General features: G+C 38.9%; 1 protein-coding gene. It reads left to right on the forward strand.

The window, feature by feature from the left end; genetic code table 11:
* Positions 1 to 26 precede the first annotated feature (26 nt).
* Positions 27 to 19,694 (forward strand): type I polyketide synthase, encoded by a 19,668-nt coding sequence (locus acsn021_RS09925; RefSeq protein WP_184093348.1) that lies wholly within the window; start codon positions 27 to 29, stop codon positions 19,692 to 19,694.
* Positions 19,695 to 19,722: the final 28 nt, after the last annotated feature.

Consider the following 19,722-nt stretch of genomic DNA (forward strand, 5'->3'; position numbering starts at 1 on the left):
TGATTCGAGTGAGGGGGAACGCTATCATGAACGACTTTATGATTGAGTATATTTCTGATTTAGTTGAAAAAAGACAGATACATTACAAGGTAGCAGCCGAGATGGTGAAAGAGATAAACAAGCGGGAAAAAGGAAGGTCAATTGCAAAGTCTTTTTTTGAGAATAATAGAGATATTGCCGTCATTGGTATGGCAGTAAAGTTCCCCTATGCCGGCAATTTAGAAGAGTTTTGGGAAGTATTAAAAAACGGTGTGTCCTGTATTACTGAGATACCTTCCTTACGATGGCCATTAGAGTCTTTTTATGATCCGACGAAACAAAAGGAAAATACAAGTTATTCAAAGTGGGGGGGATTTATTGAAGGTATCGAAAAGTTTGATGCAGATTTCTTTCATATTTCCGATGAAGAAGCAAAAAATCTTGATCCTCAGCAAAGAATATTTCTTCAGATAGCCTATGAGGCTTTTCTTATGGCAGGATATCCAATGAAGAGATTATGGGGTTCTAATACAGGGGTTTTCGTAGGAAACCGTGCCGGCGTATACAAAGGCAGTGAGGCATCATCGAATAAATACAAGGTTATCAATAATATGGCTAATTTTATACCTGCTAGGATATCTGATTTTTTTAGCTTAAAAGGACCTAGTATTAATATTGATACGGCATGCTCCTCTTCGTTGGTCAGCGTCCATATGGCTTGTCAGAGTCTTTTGACGGGAGAATGTGATATGGCAATAGCAGGCGGTATTGAGCTTAAGGTTTCACCACGCTCTTATATTTCACTAAGCTTTGCTGGAGCATTATCTCCTGATGATAAAAGCTATGTTTTTGATAAAAAGGCCAACGGATTTGTACCTGGAGAAGGGGGAGGGGCAGTTATATTAAAACCCTTACGACAGGCATATAAGGATGGAGATATTGTACTAGGCATTATTAAGGGCTCAGCGGTTAATAATGATGGTCATACCATGGGAATAACAAGCCCTAATCTGGAAGGACAAAAGGATGTTTTAAGAAAAGCTTATAGGCAATGCAGTGTTTCACCGGAAGATATTAGCTATATAGAAACGCATGGAACAGGAACTACCATTGGTGACCCAATTGAAATAAAAGCATTAAAGCAAACATTCGGTGCATTTACAAATAAAAAAGCATTTTGTGCCGTGGGTTCTGTAAAAACGAATATGGGTCACCTGGATACGGCGGCGGGAATAGCAAGTTTAATAAAAGTAATTTTATCATTACAACATAAGCAGCTGCCGGCAACCTTAAATTGTGATGAACCTAATCCTAGATTTGAAATAATTGATTCTCCGTTTTATGTTAATACGAAACTGTCAAACTGGCATTCTTACAATAATAAAAGCAGATTTGCTGCCATCAGCTCATTCGGATTTGGCGGAACGAACTGCCATATGGTTATAGCGGAAGGTACAAATGAAAATTTAGTTAGACAAGCCAACCATAACGCCAGCCAATTGTTTGTATTGTCTGCGAAATCAGAGGATAGTCTTATGCAGTTGATTGATTCCTATGTCATGTATCTTGAGGAAGCCAGAGAGTATGACTTGGAAGCAATCTGTAGCTGTGCCTATTTGGAAAGAGATTTTTTTAAGCATAGAATTGCGGTTATTACATCCTCTGTGGAGGATCTAAAGGAAAGATTACAGGAAATTAAGTTATCGGGCAATCAAAACCCATATTTATATAAAGGATACCTAGAAAGAAAATTTGTGAAAGCGCCTGTCTTTTTATTTACCGGGCAGGGTGCAATTTATAAAGGCGTTTCTAAAGTATTATCGGAAAAAAGCAGTGTTTATAAAAAGAGTCTAACAGAATGTGAAGAGATCTTAAGACCACATATGAATAAGTCCTTAACAGACTACCTCTTCTTAGAAGACTCAGTACGTGGAGAATTACAGCAAACAGAAATAATGCAGCCGGTAACATTTGCAGTGGGGTATTCGTTATACAAAATGTGGGAAGCAATGGGGCTGCAGCCGGAAGTAGCTATGGGACATAGTGTAGGAGAATACATAGCGTGTTGCATCGCCGGTATGATTGACTTAAAAGATGCCCTAGAGCTTTTAGTGTGCCGTGGTAAATTAATGCAGAAGCTGGACACTATAGGAACTATGGCAGCCGTATTTACGGATTCTTCCGTAATCAATCCTATTATTGACAGGCTGTCATATGAGGAGAGGCAACGTATTGGAATTGCAGCCTTTAATAGTCCTGCTAATACGGTCTTATCCGGTAAAGCTGACATATTAGAGAAGATTCTTGGAATATTAAAACAGTCCGGCATCCATTCCCAATATTTAAGGGTGTCCCATGCATTTCATTCAAAACTTATGGAACCAATGTTAGGTGAGTTTGGGAAAGCTCTTGACAAGATAACGTTTAAGAAATCACATATCCCCGTTATGTCAAATGTAACCGGTGAGTTAATCTATGAAATTGATAAAGAGTATCTGTTAAGACATGTGCAGGAACCAGTACATTTTGCAAGTGGTATTAAAAAACTACATGAGCTGGGATACTGTACCTACTTAGAAATCGGACCGGGAGAGACACTTACCAATTTGGTAAAGAGTAATCTAAACAATGACTACCGAGCAATCAAAACGTTAATAAAAGGCAGTGACGATATCGAGTCAATATTGCAGGCAAGAGGTTCACTGTTTTGTGCCGGTTATAATCTTCCGGAGTATTTTATTAACAAATCATCACAACGAAAGAGGGTAATACTGCCCGGTTACCAATTTCAGGAAAAGAGCTATTGGACAGAGCAAAATCACAAAGCCGAACAGATTAAGGGTGAGTTTGCTACTAATCCTAATAGTATACTTAATACCAGTGATAAGAATGCTCTTTCCTTCAAGGTAAATATGAAGACTGACAGTACAGCCGTTTATTATAAGAAGTTTTATTGGGATGAAGTCTTCTTAAAGGATCATGTCGTACTTGGCAAAGCTATGATTGCAGGTATGGTTTGGCTGGAAGCGGTAAGAACCACTGTGAAAGATTTTATGAATAGGGAAATATCGGGGCTGCAGGAAGTGAGCTTTCTAAAACCTCTTGTTATAGAAATGAATGAAGTCAAGGAGGTTGAAATAACTGTTGTAAAAAGAGACACAGACCTTGCTGAATTTCAGGTTAAAAGCTTAGATGATGATGGGGATTGGATTATACATACCAAAGGATTGGCTGTAAGTACAGCTAACAACCTTAATTCAGTAAAAAGCAATAACGTGTTTGCGTTAACAAACATACTAAGAACGTTAGAGCTAAGGAAAGACAGAACACAAATATATGATATATTTCTGAATAAGATAGGAATTTATCATGGGCCCTTTTTTAGAGGAGTTAATCAGGTTTACTATAGCGAACATACAGATTTGATAGTAACTGAATTAAATCTGTTGGATGCAGATAGTAAGAGTATAACAGAAGACATGGAGATTGCCAAAATATATCCCTTAGATACAAGATTGCATCCGGGACTTTTGGATAGTGCTATGCAAGGTATGATAGTTACTGTTATAGATAAAAAGGGAGCTATAATCAATGACTCTGCCTTTATACCATTTTATTTCAAAAGAATAGAACTTTACTCTGGCGTTGGTGGAAAGTGTTTTGCTATCGCACAGATCAAGAAGAAAAATGATGAGTTGATTCAATATGATATTACAATCGTCAATGATAAAGGAGACAATCTGCTCAGAATTACGGATGCTTATGCAAAAAAAGTTCCTAAGAAGGAGAACCAGATAAAGGCTGTTCTAGAAAAACAAAACTTAGTACTGGAGGAAGAAAATATTCCTGCGGTCATGTGTTACAAATATCCTGTTTTAAATAAGCTTCCTTCGCTGGATGCAGATGTGCCTTATTCGAAAGGAACTTTTTTGGTATTTGCTGATAATTCAAACATATGCCGGGAGGTTATATCACAGTTAAACAGTCAGGGAAAGCATTTGATAAGAGTAGGATATGGTAAAGAATATTGGAAAGACGGGTTAGATACCTATTATATAAATCCCATACAGGAAGAAGACTATCAGGCATTATTTCATGATTTAAAAAAGGAAAGAATTGAATTTGAAGGTATCATACATATGTGGAGCCTTCAAGAGAATGAATATGAAGCGGATACTCTAAGTAGCAATAGGATAATAGATATTTATGAACAGAAGAAAGTAAGCGGCATTCACTCCATATTTTATATTGCTAAGGCATTTACAAAGGCACATTGGATTAAGACAAGATTTTTTGTTTTAACGAGGGCTATCTACCCAATGCTAACGGATAGCGTAGAGATTGATATCTGCCAAGCACCAATACTAGGATTAATAAGAACTATAAGGAATGAAATACCAATGCTTAACTGTCAGATAATTGAGAATGACAGATATAATGAGCTGTCTGGGGCTAGGCTTTATACAAAGGAAATTCTATCCGATACGGGGAACGGTCATGTGCTTATCAGAAATGGGGAGCGGTATGAAATTCAATATACAGATGTAGAGCCAAAAACAGAAGGTGTTTTTAATCAATTTAGAACTGGAGGTGTTTACCTAGTACTGGGAGGTCTTGGTGGCATAGGCCTTGCGTTAGCCGGTCATCTTGCCAAAAACCAAAGTAAAATCCACCTTGTACTTATTAGCCGAAATGATAGGAAAGATAAGAAAGAAACAGAACAGTTAAACTTCATACGGAGTAAGGTATTAAGTCTTACTATCATAAGTGCTGATGTAACAGATTTAAATAAAATGGCTCAGGTTGTAAATGGAATTAGATCCCAATATGGGCAAATTCATGGAATTATCTATGCAGCCGGGATAATTGCAGATTCTTTTATAATTAATAAAGAGTTAGCTACCTTCCAAAAAGTAGTAGACACCAAAGCCAAAGGTGTTCTTATAATAGATGAATTAACAAAAAATGACCAATTAGATTTTTTTGTTATGTTTTCAAGCATTGCTTCCATTCAAGGAATTATAGGGCAAGCAGATTATGCTTCGGCAAATGCCTTTTTGGATTGTTTTAGTTGGTACCGAAGACAGAACAATAGGACTGGTAAAAGTATTTGTATTAATTGGGGACTATGGTCAAAGGTTGGTATGGGAAATAATGCGCTGACATTGGAGAACGCCAGAAAAGAAAGGGTGCAGCTCATTGATCCTATAGAAGGTGTGGAAGCATTTTTTCATTCAATTTCTATAAATAAAGGGCAGATAATCATTTATAAAGGGGAGCGGCCAAGTATGGATGAGAAAAAGGAAAAGGTAGAAAAGCCATTGGTGGATAGAAAAAAAATAAGTGATAACATGAAAAAACTATTAATGCAGATGGTTTTAGAAGCAGTAGAAAAAACTGAAATAGCACAGGTCGAATGGGAAGAAAGTACTTTTCTTGAGATGGGCATGGACTCTGCTGATTTAGTTAAAATGATTGCGAACCTAGAATTGAAACTAGGACTTAAACTATATCCCACATTATTCTTTGAATACCCCACAGTAGATGAACTCTCCAATTATCTTTCAGTGGAATGCGCCAACCAAACATATACAGGACAAGTAAGTATATTGAACAGCGAGGTATCAAACGATGAGCAATTTACAATTCATAAAGCGGCCTTTCGTCTCGATGATATATTGAATAAAACAAAGCAGGTTGAGGCAGTACCGGAAGCATTATATACAGAAAGAATATCGGATAACAGAGCAGCTAAAGCCCCGTTAGAAGATACATTGAAACAGATAGAAAAAAGCACAAGTAGAGAAGAAGAGCCAGTAAAAGAGGTGGATGCAACAGTAGATACAGATATGGCTATTATCGGTTATGCTCTAAAACTACCGGGTGCAAATAATGAAGAAGAATTTTGGGAGAATCTTAAAGATGGCGTGGATTCTGTCACTAAGGTTCCGGATAATCGATGGGATGCAGATAAATTATATAGTGCAGATTCCCAAGCGTATGGGAAGACCTATTGCAGACAGGGTGGATTCATACAGGATATAGAAGCATTTGATCCTTTGTTTTTTAATATTTCTCCACTGGAAGCCAATGTTTTAGATACCAAACAAAGACTTATGCTGGAAGTGGCATGGGAAAGTATCGAACATGCAGGCTACAGCGGTAAGAAACTGCCGAAAAGAACCGGCGTCTTTGTTGGAACCTCCTATAATAATTATTACTCAAATATTCCAGAAGGAGAGAATGAAACTCCATTTGCCAGCTTAGGTAACGGCAATCCGGTAGTAGCAAACAGGTTGTCCCATCTGTTTAATATTAGCGGTCCTAGTATGGTGGTGGATACATATTGTTCTTCTTCCTTAGTAGCAATTCATTTAGCTTGCCAGAGCATTTTGACAGGTGAATGCGAAATGGCTTTAGTCGGTGGTGCTCATACACTCTCACCCAATCATTATGCTGTTATGAGCAGGGTACAGGCATTATCAGCGACAGGCAGATGTAAAAGCTTTGATGATGCCGCAGATGGATATGTACCGGGAGAAGGTGCTGCGGCCATACTTATTAAGCCTTACAGGAAAGCTTTAGAAGAGGGGGACTATATTCATGCTGTTATTAAGTCAACAGCAGTAAATCATTGCGGGCACTCAAATAACCTGACATCACCAAATGCAACTTCTCAGGAAGAAGTGGTTTATGAGACATACAAAAAAAGAAATATCAATCCGGAGACCATTTCCTATATTGAGGCACACGGAACGGGTACTTCCTTAGGAGATCCGGTTGAAATAAAAGGGATTACCGGCGGCTTTCAACAGTTTACGGACAAAAGAAATTTCTGTGCGATTGGTTCTGTAAAAACAAACATTGGACATTTGGAACCTGCGTCCGGTATAGCAGGAATCATAAAAGTAATATTGGCTCTCAAGCATAAGACCTTACCTCCCACGTTGAACTTTAGGAAAGCGAACCGTTTTATTAATTTTAATGAGACACCTTTTTATATTAACGATAAAGCAAGTTATTGGCATACGATATATCAAAAACGCAGAGCAGGCGTCAGCGCTTTTGGATTAACGGGTACAAACGCTCACATTGTATTAGAGGAAGCACCTGCTAGAGTAGCGGGGGAAACGGAGAAAAAGTCTTCCTACATCATAGCCTTATCAGCCAAAAACAGGGAATCAGTTACAATGCTGATTAACAGATACGGCGATTTTCTAAACACTAATAAGAAGTGTTTGGCTGCTGACTTAATGCAGACATCGTTACTGGGAAGAATACATTTTAATTACCGTGTTGCTGTTGTTGCCCCTTCAAAAGAAGGCTTAGAAGATAAACTCCACCTGCTATCTGTCATACAAGAGAAAGAATTAAAAGATAAAAAGCTTCCTGGCATCTTTGTACAAAGAGAAGTTACTCAGCATAAGCTGGCATGGGTATTTTCAGACAGCCTTTATTACAACGCTGAGATTGTTGAATTAATGTCTTTAAATAGTTTCAAAATTCCATATGATTTTGTCATGAAAAAAGTAGAGAGTTATAGTGGTTTTTTGGGCAGACAAGAAACTCCTTACAGGAATTCACCTCTATTACAGGGGTTTGCATTACAGTATGCCATATCCTGTATGCTGCATACGTTTGGGGTAATGCCGGACATACTGACCGGTTATGGTTATGGCAAGTTTTTAGCAGCGGCAATATCCGGAATATTATCTGTTGAAGATGCATTATATCTATCTTTTCTGGACGGGGAAGGCAGCAACAAGGAAGCAAATGATAGAAAAAACTTAAAGGAAATGCTTCAAGGAGTGAATATTAATAAGGCGCAGATACCAATTGTATCAGAATACCAAAAGCGAATTTTGTATGAGGAAAAACCAGACTTTGAATTCTTTTTAAACAACACAGCTATTAATCAGGCAAGAAAAGTTCTTGATCAGTTATGTACGGAGGATAAGCGTTATATGGTACATATAGCTAAGGGGAATTTTTACAGATATAGTGAAAAAGAAATCTATTGTGTAGAACCCAATGAAGATTTATTACCTGGTATATATCGTGCTTTAGCAGCACTGTATGTTAGCGGATTAGATGTTAAATGGGAAGCCTTATACGAAAATGAAGCGAAACATAGAATACCAATTCCCACTTATCCTTTCAACAAAAGCGGGCACTGGCTTCAGATATATAATTACGAAGCGACAGATAAGATATTAACAGAGAAGGAATCGAGTAAAGAAGAGCATAGAAAGAGTGCTGTTTCACCTAATCACTTTAAAAGTGCGTTACCTCATGCCTCCGTTTATAACAGTGAAGTTATATTTACTGAAAAAAATTGGGTAGTGGAACAATCTGATGCAAAGGAAGCTATTACTGAGAGTGGAGTCTGGGTGATTTTTGAGGATGCCTATTCTGTTTCGGATGAGATTATAAAGTATATTCAGGCTAAGAATGGCTGCTTAATTGTTGTAAGAGAAGGTAAGGATTATCAAAAAATTGATAGCAGACACTACGTTGTAAATTGTTTGAGAGAAGATGACTTTAATAAAGTTATACAGGAGATCAAAAAGGATTTTGGATACATCACCTATCTAATAAATCTCTTTAGTTGTTCTGAGCCCAAAGAATGCCTTGTTGACTCAGTAGTCTTAAAACAGAGTTTTTATCAAACGAATTATGCCATGTTCTTTCTAGCAAAAGCAATAGCACAGCATATAGAGAGTAACTATCCTGAAATAATTCTCGTATCTACAGATGCACTGTATCTTAAAGAGGCGGTCTATGCAGCATTAGAAAAATCAACATTACCGGCACTTTTAAAGGTAATCCGGTCAGAATTCGCCTGTAGATGTAAGCTGTTAGATTTTGCCTGGGAAGAATTTGATTCTAAATCTTGTGCAGAAATAATTATAGAGGAACTTAAGGCTGGTGAAAATAATTCAATATTGATGTATCGAAACGGAATACGCTATAGAGAGGAAGTTAAGAAGAGCCGGTTAGACCATCATAACAGATTACGCCCCTTAAAAAACAGAGGAGTCTATATCGTAGTTGGGGGAAGCACCGGAATAGGACTTCATACGGCTGAGTATCTTGCTAAAAGGGCAAATGCAAGATTAGTTATTATAGGAAGAACAAAGCTTCCGGGAAAAGAAGAATGGAAAAATATAGCAGAAAAGTATAAAACGGAAGAAGCGTTATCTTTTAGAATTAAGAGTCTGTTAAAGCTTGAACAGGCCGGAGGCACCGTCAGATATTATGATGCAGATATAACAGATTTTGAAAGAATGACACAGGTTATAGGAGAGGTTAAAAATGAGTGGGGCAGCATTAACGGTGTCATAAACAGCGGTGGAATAAAAGAAGACAAACTTATCCGCTATAAGGACTTTGAGATATATAAGAGCGTAATACATAATAAGGCTGTTGGTACTTATATATTAGATACTGTAACGGGTCATGAAGAATTAGACTTCTTTGTTATGTATTCTTCTATATCAGCTTTTACCGGAAATGCAGGACAAGCTGATTATGCTTCAGCCAATGCTTTTTTGGATAATTACGCATGGAAGATGAGAGCTCGAACTGGAAGAAATTATATATCTATTAATTGGCCCTACTGGAAAGAGGGTGGAATGGTTATGCCGGAAGGGGCGGTAAGAGCCATGATAAACCAAGGCATATTGCCTCTTGAAACCAAGGAAGGCCTTTCGGCTCTGGAACAAATTCTCATGCAGGAATATCCGTTAAGTAATGTGGCAGTGTTAAAGCAGACTGTTTCAATGGATCAGGATGAGGAAATAAAAATAGCTTCTGTGGAAGAGGAAAATGAGATGGATATAGAGCTGTATTCAGCATCCAAACTAAATAGAAGTTATGACGTATCAAATTATAATGTAAGTATAAAGCAGGACATAGATACGGATTTTAAGGTGAATGCAAATAATCAGTTAAGTATAAACAATCATGTAGGTTTAAATCATCATATAGGTTTAAATGATGCTACAAGTACAAAGATTGACACAGGTGCACAGATAGAAGTTGTCATCTTCACAATGTTAAAAGAACTGCTACTTATGAAAGAGGAACAACTCAACAAGGCCACCCGGTTTGATGAATGTGGTTTAGATTCCTTAATGCTTCAAAAATGTGTACAGTATCTGGAGAAAAAACTCAGGTGCAGTATTGAACCAGGTATATTTTTTGAATACCCAACCATTGATAAGTTATCAGAATATCTAAAAGAACATGTAGATTTATCTTTTATGGTTGAGGAGTTTAAGAAAAGCTCTTTTGAACCAAGGGTAAAAACCCTTGCTGCTGAAATAAAGCAGGAGCAAAAGGTTGAGGAATGTGTAACTGTATATAAAAGTATGGAAGCAATATCAAAGGTGCCAGACAATAAAAAAGAGGATATCGCTATCATCGGAATGGCTTTAAGATTTCCCGGTGCCGATTCGCCGGAAGCCTTTTGGGAGAATTTATCTGAGGGGAAACATGCCATTCATGCAGGTCTTGATACCAGATGGAAGAAGGAAGATATCTGTAGGCAATTTAGCATAGAGGTAGATAAGCTGGATAAAGTATACACCTGTGTAGGAGGTTATCTGGAGGAGGTTGATACCTTTGATGCTTCTTTTTTCGGAATTTCAGAGGAAGAAGCACCATATATAGATCCTCAGCACCGTATCTTACTTGAAACGGTATGGAAAAGCATTGAACATGCCGGATATTCTGCTCAGACACTTTGGGGAAGTAATACCGGAGTATTTGTTGGAGCTAGAGGCTGTGTGTATCAAACAGATATGGATACTTCTAACAGTGACTTGGTAAGGGCTTCTTTAACTGGAAAACTGGGTAATTTTAATAGTGCAAGAATATCTGATTTTTATAATTTAAAAGGTCCTAGTATAGTTATCGATACAGCATGCTCATCCTCACTTGTCAGCACTCATTATGCGTGTAAAAGTATTTTGGATGGTGAATGTAGCCTGGCGATTTCCTGTGGCGTGGAAATAAAGTCATCTCCTGATAATGTAATAGGGTTATCTGCCTCAAAAGCTTTATCAGCAGATGGAAAGAGTTATGTTTTTGATCAGAGAGCCAGTGGTTTTGTTGCCGGCGAAGGTGCCGGTGCAATTGTATTAAAATCAATGAGAAAAGCCATTGAGGACGGAGATACCATCTATGCTGTAATAAAAGGGTCTGCTGTAAATAACGACGGGCACACGATGGGAATTACGACTCCGGATCTTGAAGGGCAGAAAGCGGTAATAGAAGCGGCTCTAGAAAATGCAGAGGTGGATGCCGCAACAATCTCATATATAGAAGCCCATGGAACGGGTACGATGTTAGGAGATCCCATTGAAGTAAAGGCATTGACGAAAGCCTTTGAAAAGTATACGGAGCATAAAGGGTATTGTGGTATTGGCTCTGTAAAAACGAATATTGGACATCTGGATACGGCAGCAGGCATAGCAAGTATTATAAAAGTCATTCTGGCACTGCAACATAAAAAGATACCGCCAACCTTAAACATTGAAATACCAAACAAACGCTTCCGATTTGTGGATTCTCCTTTTTATCCTGTAGCATATCTAGAAGACTGGAAGCTGGTTCAGGGAGTAAGAAGAGCCGGTGTCAGCTCCTTTGGTTTTGGCGGAACCAACTGTCATATGATACTGGAAGAGGGCAGGGAGAATCAGTATCTGGATCAGGAAGAGAATGACAGAAGCAGACAACTATTTTTATTATCTGCCAAGTCTGGTGGAGCATTAGAAAAAGCAGCCGAAACGTATGCCAATTACTTAGCAAAGAGGGAGAGCGAAAACTTAGGAAACATATGCTATACCACCGGAACAAGCCGGCGTTTTTTTGATAACAGATTAGCTCTGATTTGTTCGGATACCAAGGAGCTAAAAGAAAAGTTAAAAGGTATAGAGTTTCTTACCGGAGAAAGTAAGACACCCGGTAAGGTAACCTTTTTATTCACGGGACAAGGTGCTCTGTATTCGAATCTGGCAAAGGAACTATATGAGAGACAGCCGGTGTTCAAAGAAGCACTGAATTCGTGTGACCGGATATTCAACCAACTGAGCGGAACCTCCTTACTAGCCTTACTATATGAATCGGATGGTACAGTTCTAAAAGAAACCGCAGTAACCCAGCCTGTTACCTTTGCAATATCCTATGCTCTTGCCAGGATGTGGATGGCTTTTGGCGTAACACCAGAGGCGGTACTGGGACACAGTGCAGGAGAATATGCAGCCGCCTGCATCGCCGGAACTTTTAGTCTGGAAGACGGCTTAAAGTTAATTACCTGGCGGGGAAAGCTGATGCAGGAAAAGTGCAGACGAGGAGCTATGGCAGCACTTATGTGCAGCAGAGAAAGGGCAGAAGACTTCCTTAAGGAGTTAACAGAAGAAGAACAGAAAACGGTATCCATCGGTGCGTACAATGGGGAGACGAATACCGTCATCTCGGGTGAGCAGGAAACGATTGCAATACTTATCAAAAAAGCAGAGGCCGAGAAGATACGTGCTGTGTATCTTGAAGTATCCCACGGATTTCATTCCCCTATGATGCTTCCCATGCTAAGAGACTATGAGAAGATATTAGAAGAAGTGGACTTTAGAGAGAATCAGATACCGATTATAAACGGCGTAACGGGAGAAAGGATAAAAGACCAAATCCTTTCAAAGGAATACTGGTTACAGCATGTGCTTGCGCCTGTAAACTTTTATAAAGCCATAAAGACCTGTGAAGCAGAGGGGATGGAGATACTCTTAGAAGTCGGAGCAGGTAATATACTAAGTAATATGGCTAAGAAGATAATAAATAAGAAAGACATATGTATTATGCCGACTCTAGTCAGAGGGGGTTCGGACTGGCATACAATACAGGAAGCAATGGCTTCGTTGTATGTAAGAGGTGTCACACTAAAGTATGAGGTGTATGACAAGGGATATCAAAGAAGACGTATTGCATTGCCGACCTACCCTTTTAATGGTAAAAAGTACTGGGCAACACGTAAAACGGCGCTAAAAAGAGAAGTGGAAATCGGTACAGATACCAATAGAGCTTTTGATTTGCCGGTATGCTTTCATTCCTGTGAACTGCTAACTATGGAGAAAACCGTATTGACCTTTGAATTTCTTAATGAGGACAGGTTTTTAAAGGATCATATCATTGGAGGACAGTCTACGATTGCCGGAGTTATTTACTGGGATCTTGCATTGCAGGCAGCAGGCTATGCAATAGGGACTGAGTACATTACCTTAAGGGAAGTTACCTTAAAAGCGGAATGGAAAAGCAGTTCCCAAAAGACATTTGCAGGAAGAGTAATTGTCAGCAGGCAAAATGGCGAATACCGATTCGTTATTGAAAGCAAGGATGAGAAAGGAGTTAGTACGAAGCATTGTACCGGTAAGATTCAAACAGACTCAAATAAGGATATCGATTGTGCGGAGATTAAGGTATTAAAGAACAAGTTGAATAAAGAAGTAATAGTGTCAGAAGATATTTACGCAGCATTTTCAGAAAAGGAGATGGCATACGGTTCAGCTTTTAAAAGTATTCAAAAGGTATGGATTGATGATATGGAGTGCCTTGCAAGAATTAATTTGCCTGATGCAGCAAAGTCTTTTTCCCAAAGGTTTAAATACAACCCGTCCATAGTAGATGGTGCCTTGCAGGCAGTTATTTGTACACAGCCTATAAAAAAGCAATCGGGTAACAATGCTTACCTGCCGTTTTTTATTGAAGAGGTTACCTGCTATAAGGCATTACCGGAGTCTTGTTACAGTCATATCAGAGTAGTGGAGGATACAAGCGGCGGGGAGCTTATTAAAGCAAATGTGGATATTCGTAATGAGCAAGGGGAGTTACTTATAGGAATTAAAAATTTCTGTTTGAAAAAGTTGAATACCGGTACATTATTTTCAAAGTCTGTTATAAAATCTCAAGTTAAGCTTACAGCTCCTGTATGGAAAGAAAGGAGCATAACGCCGTTAAAAGATAAAGTGATATTGCCCGAAAAGCTAGTGTTATTTATGGATTTTAATAGAGAACATGAGGTCTTTGCACAAAAACTAAGGGATAAATCCCTTGATGTTGTAAGTGTATATATGGGAGATGAATTCGAAGAAATAGCTGAGAATAAATACGTTATTGATGTTGGGAATAAGAAAAGTTATACCAAGCTGTTTGAACTGTTAAAGGATAAGGAGTTTCAAGCAGCAGACATATGTCACTTATGGAATTATACCACAGAGCAAAAACAAGTGTCCAGTTTGGAGGAATTGGAAAAAAGCCTGACCCTAGGAGCCTACAGTCTATATTTTATAGTGCAGGCACTATATGAGTTAAGAATAAAAGCAAATATAAAAATTATCTGTAATCACTCCGTGGTATTTAAAGAGGAATCCGTAGTACCTGAAAAGGCAGTATTACTTGGTATTGCAAATGTAATGAATCAGGAAAATGTCGGTGTCAAATGTTTTAGTATTGATTCACTAAAAGAAGAGTGCAGCCTTTACGATGTATTCCTAACGGAAGTAAATAATACTACAGAGCATCTTGTGGTATACAGAGAAAAGAAACGATGGACATGGGAGCTTGAACGCATAAAAGAAGATGGATTACTGACTGGGATAAACTTTAAGACAGGCGGTACCTATTTAATAACCGGAGGATTAGGTGGTATCGGTATTGAGATTGCAAAATGGATAGCAGAAAGCCATAAATGCAAGATTGCATTACTGGGACGAAGCAGGCAGGAAGATTTACCAGAGACGGAACTTCAGATTATGGAACAGCTTAATTCTATGGGAGCAAATGTCAGGTATTATAGTGCTGATGTATCGGATGAAGACAGTTTGAAGGCTGGAATTAACAGGGTAACGGAGGAACTTGGCAATATAACAGGTATTATTCATGGAGCAGGCATTGTAAAGGACTGTATTTCAGTAAACAGTACACTCTCTAAAGTTAAGGAAGTATTTGCACCAAAGGTTAGAGGAACGTGGCTTTTGAACAAATTGTTCTGTAATAAAGAATTGGACTTTATGATATTATTCTCCGGAATGGTATGTTTTTACCCTAATGCAGGACAAAGTGCTTATACCGGGGCAAATATGTATATGGATGCTTTTGCACACAACAGACAATACCAAGAGCAGCAGAGAACAGCCGTTGTTAACTGGTGGTTTTGGGGAGAAACGGGAATGGCTGCAAAACCGGATATAACAGAAGCCTTAAAAAGAAGAAAGCTGATTCCCTTAACTAACACAGAAGGGGTACAAGCCTTTCGCCAGATGTTGTCTTTGGGCAGGGTGCAAACCCTTGTAACTAAAATAGAGGAGGAATCAACGGGTAAAGAAGCAAAAAAGGAAAGCAGAGACAAGAGTGCAAAGACTGACGGAATTCGATTCATAAAACAGGAGAGAAATATAGCTAGTCTTCAAACCTCTATTACTACATATTTAACTGAGAAAATGGAGCAGCTAGCAGAGATAACAATAGACTTTAGTGATAGGGATACAGCCTTTTTAGATATGGGTGTGGATTCTATATTTTTAATTAACTTAAGCGGTGAATTGGAGAAAGATGCCGGTATTATGCTATATCCTACTGTGTTTTTTGAGCATAACAATCTGACTAAACTATCGGCTTATTTAGAAAGTGATTACAGAGAAGAATTTGAGAAAATGTTCATGTCACAACAGGATGCTGTGCTAGTTGAAGAGGAAAAGTACAGCATTCAAAAGGAGGAACCGGAACTTCTAAGTGAACTGTATGATGTGGAGGCTGGTACAAAAGCATGCGAAATCAGGGGTTTGGAAGAACAAGAGGAAGAAGTAAGTAGTGAGCATATGAAAGCCGTATTATTTACCGGACCTGGCAACTTCAATCATTTAGTAATTGATCAGATGCAAATGCCAAAACCGGGTCCGAGTGAGGTTATAATTAAAGTAAAGGCTTCGGGAGTTAATTTTTCGGATGTCTTAACAGTTCTTGGAAATTATCCCAATGCATCGACAGTGTATCCTTATGTGTTAGGGAACGAAGTATCCGGGATTGTACAAGAGATTGGCAGTCAAGTTAAAAATTATAAGATTGGACAGGAGGTAATAGGTCTAACCAATGGAACAGGGGGATTTGCCCAGTTTGTGAATGTAGATGAGAGTACGGTGTGGGAAAAGCCTCAATATATGGATTTTGCACAGGCCGCTTCCTTGCCCATCGTATTCTTAACGGCTTATCATTGTCTGCATTATTTAGGAAAGATACAAGAAAATGATACGATTTTGATAAGAGGAGCAGCCGGTGGTGTGGGACTAATGGCTATTCAGCTTGCAAAAGCTGCCAAAGCAAAAATAATCGGTGCCGTTGGTTCAAAGGAGAAGGCTGCGTATTTAAAAAGTATTGGAGTTGATTATCCGGTTAATTATTTAGAAGAAGACATTATTGCGTATGTAAAGCAAGTAACAAAGCAAAAAGGTGTTGACCTGCTTTTGACCTCCTCAGCAGGCGGTGAAATTGAAGAATTAATGAAACTGGTTGCGTCTAACGGAAGATTTTTAGAGATGGGAATGGCCGGTCTTCGAACGGCACCTAAGATAGACCTTGGTATTTTTGTTAACAATCAAAGCTTCTTTAGTATGGACTTAAAGAGGCTTCGCAGTGAGCTACTTAATCACCATGCAGGTGTCATGCGTAAAATGCTAAGAAACAAACAGTTACAGCCTATCCATATAAAGGAATTCCCCTACACCGATATCGGTTCTGCTTTTAGCTATATGGCTTCAAGAAGAAATATTGGTAAGGTAATAGTAACGTTTCCGGAGATAAAAGTACCGGATAAGAACAAGATAGACGGTATAGAAAAGAATGACGTAACCTGTCAGGACATAGCTGTTATTGGGATGTCAGGAGCCTTTCCGGAAGCACCGAATTTAGAGCAGTACTGGGAGAATTTGTGTCAGTCAAAGGATTCTGTGGGGAGTTTTCCGGAACACCGGAGAGCATTACTTGGTTTACCAGAGGATTATGATTTGAGGAGCCTGAAAGGAGGCTTCTTAGAGAACATAGACCTATTTGACCCTATGTTCTTTCATATTTCTCCCGCAGAAGCTATAGTCATGGATCCGCAGCAAAGATTATTTATGCTAAAGACTTGGGAGGCTATTGAAAGCGCAGGTTATGGAGGGACAGGAGTCTTGCCGGAAGATACTTCGGTATACGTAGGGGTATCAAGAAGGGATTATCATAAAATTTTAGAGGATATACCGAATCAATCAGGGGGGTATTCTGTGATTGGTAATACCCATTCTGTTCTTGCCAGCAGAATTTCTTACTGGCTTAACCTGAAAGGTCCCGCAATTGCCGTGGATACAGCGTGTTCCTCCTCCATTGTTGCATTGCATCTTGCCTGCGAAAGTATTTTATCAGGTCAATGCAGTGCAGCCATTGCAGGCGGTATCAATTTATTGATAACACCGGATAGTGTGAAAGCTTTTCAAACAATGAATGCGTTGTCAGTAGATGCAAAATGCAAACCCTTCGACAAATCAGCAGATGGTTTTGTTTCTTCAGAAGGTGTTGGTGTACTGGTGTTAAAGGCTCTAGAACGTGCAGTAGAAGATGGGGATAGGATTCATGCTGTTATAAAAGGCAGTGCGCTAAACAATGATGGTGCATCTAATGGAATTACGGCACCAAATCCGGCTGCACAGGCAGAGGTCATTGAAAAAGCTTTGGAAAAGGCTGGTGTCACACCCGAAACAATTTCATATATGGAGACTCACGGTACCGGCACCTACATTGGTGATCCCATTGAAATTGAGGCTCTAAGTAAGGTATATGAGGGAGCATTGAAGAAATCTTCAACGCCAATCGGTTCAGTGAAATCCAATATTGGACACGCCGAAGCGGCAGCAGGGATATCCAGTGTCATAAAGGTAATTTTGTCTATGAAAAATAGGATACTTCCGCCTTCCATACATTTTCATGTTATGAATCCTATCTTGTGTCTTCAAAAGACACCCTTCTTTGTCAATGAAAAGGTCAGGTCTTGGGATGGAGATATTTTACGGGCAGGTGTCAGCTCCTTTGGATTTAGCGGTACCAACGGGCATGTCATTATTGAGGGAGCAGATGGGACAAATAACCATAGTGTCAATGTTGATACAAAAGAATATATACCGTATTGCTTTACATTATCAGCAGCTAATAAACAGGTGTTGAAAAAGTTTGCCCAGCTGTTTATTGATATGCTTCAAACAAACCGGAATATGAATTTAGGCGACCTGTGTTTTACAACGGCGGTCGGCAAAAGACAGTTGAATACAAGGCTTGCCATTGTCGCAGACACTGTAGAGGAATTACAAGAGAAGCTTATACAGTATTGTGCTTCTTCTGAAAGGGAGCATCCCAAAAAAACCGGCAAAAAAATTGCGCTAAATTACAGTGGTTTTTCAGATAGTGCGGCAACTCTTGCTACTACTTTTGATAGCAGGATATTTACAGATAGTATGGAGAAATGCTACGAAATGTTGCAGGACTTTAAGACAGAAGAATATAAGGAGAAGGAAGAAGACTTAAAGCGCTTGTTTTTAGTATATGCAACCGGTCAGGTGCTAGAGAGCCTTGGAATCATACCTGCGTATATTATAGCAGGCGGTGCTGAAATTCTTGGAGCTATGGCATTGTCCGGCGGAATATCCGTAAAAGAAGCGATTATGCTTATTATACAAGGCAAGGGTACGGTAGAGGTAAAAGACGGAAGATACCCGGTTGTATCAGTACTAAAACATAAGATAATTACCAGTAATCCACAGTTGCTGCACTGCTATACGGAGATAAAACAAATAGATGTTTCTAATAAACAGATTTTGGATTATATAGATAGTAGTAAAGCAGACAATATCCTTTGCTTTGAAAATGAACAAAAAATTGGAATAACGGATACTATAGTGGAATCGGTACAATTGGACAATCCGTTCATCCACTGTCTCCTTGCAGAACGAAAGGATTTCTTGGAGGTAATAGCCAGTCTGTATGTTAAGGGATACGACCTAGTATTACAGGGGTTGTATCATTCACGAAAGTATAAACGTGTAAGCCTTCCCACGTATCCGTTTCAGTTAAAATCCTATTGGCTTGCGTGTTCGGTAAAAAACGCCTGCACCGAGGAAAAGATAGAAATACCTGTAATTGACACTAAAAATATTGTTAGCGAAGTGCATGTAGATAGAGAGCTGCGAGATAAAGAAACAGAAGTTCTAATTAAAGTGAAAGAGCTTATAGCGAAGCTTTTAATTACAGAGTCTTGTGATTTGGATGTAGAAACTGATTTCGGTGAGTATGGTATGGATTCAATGCTGATAAAAGAAGCTACGTTATTATTTGAGAGGGAATTTAACATGGTTATTGAATCAAGTATATTTATTGAATACCCTACAATAGCAGCATTAGCAGAATATGTAGCAGGCAGGGAAAAAACTGCCATAAGAGACAATAGGAAAGCAGAGGGGACAAAAGAAGCAGACACAGACGGTATATGCCTATATGGAGATGGGAATGAGGAAGGGACGGGAAAAGATTCTCTGCCGTCTGTTATCAGTGAGTTTTTGAATGGCAATTTAGATAGGGAAAGTGCAGCTATGAGGATAGCAGAACAAATAAATAACAGAGGCATACTGCGTTTCTCCTAATTTTGCGGGGCATGCAAATTGTGCCTGC

It is taken from the genome of Anaerocolumna cellulosilytica, from assembly GCF_014218335.1.
GTDB classification, from domain to species: domain Bacteria; phylum Bacillota; class Clostridia; order Lachnospirales; family Lachnospiraceae; genus Anaerocolumna; species Anaerocolumna cellulosilytica.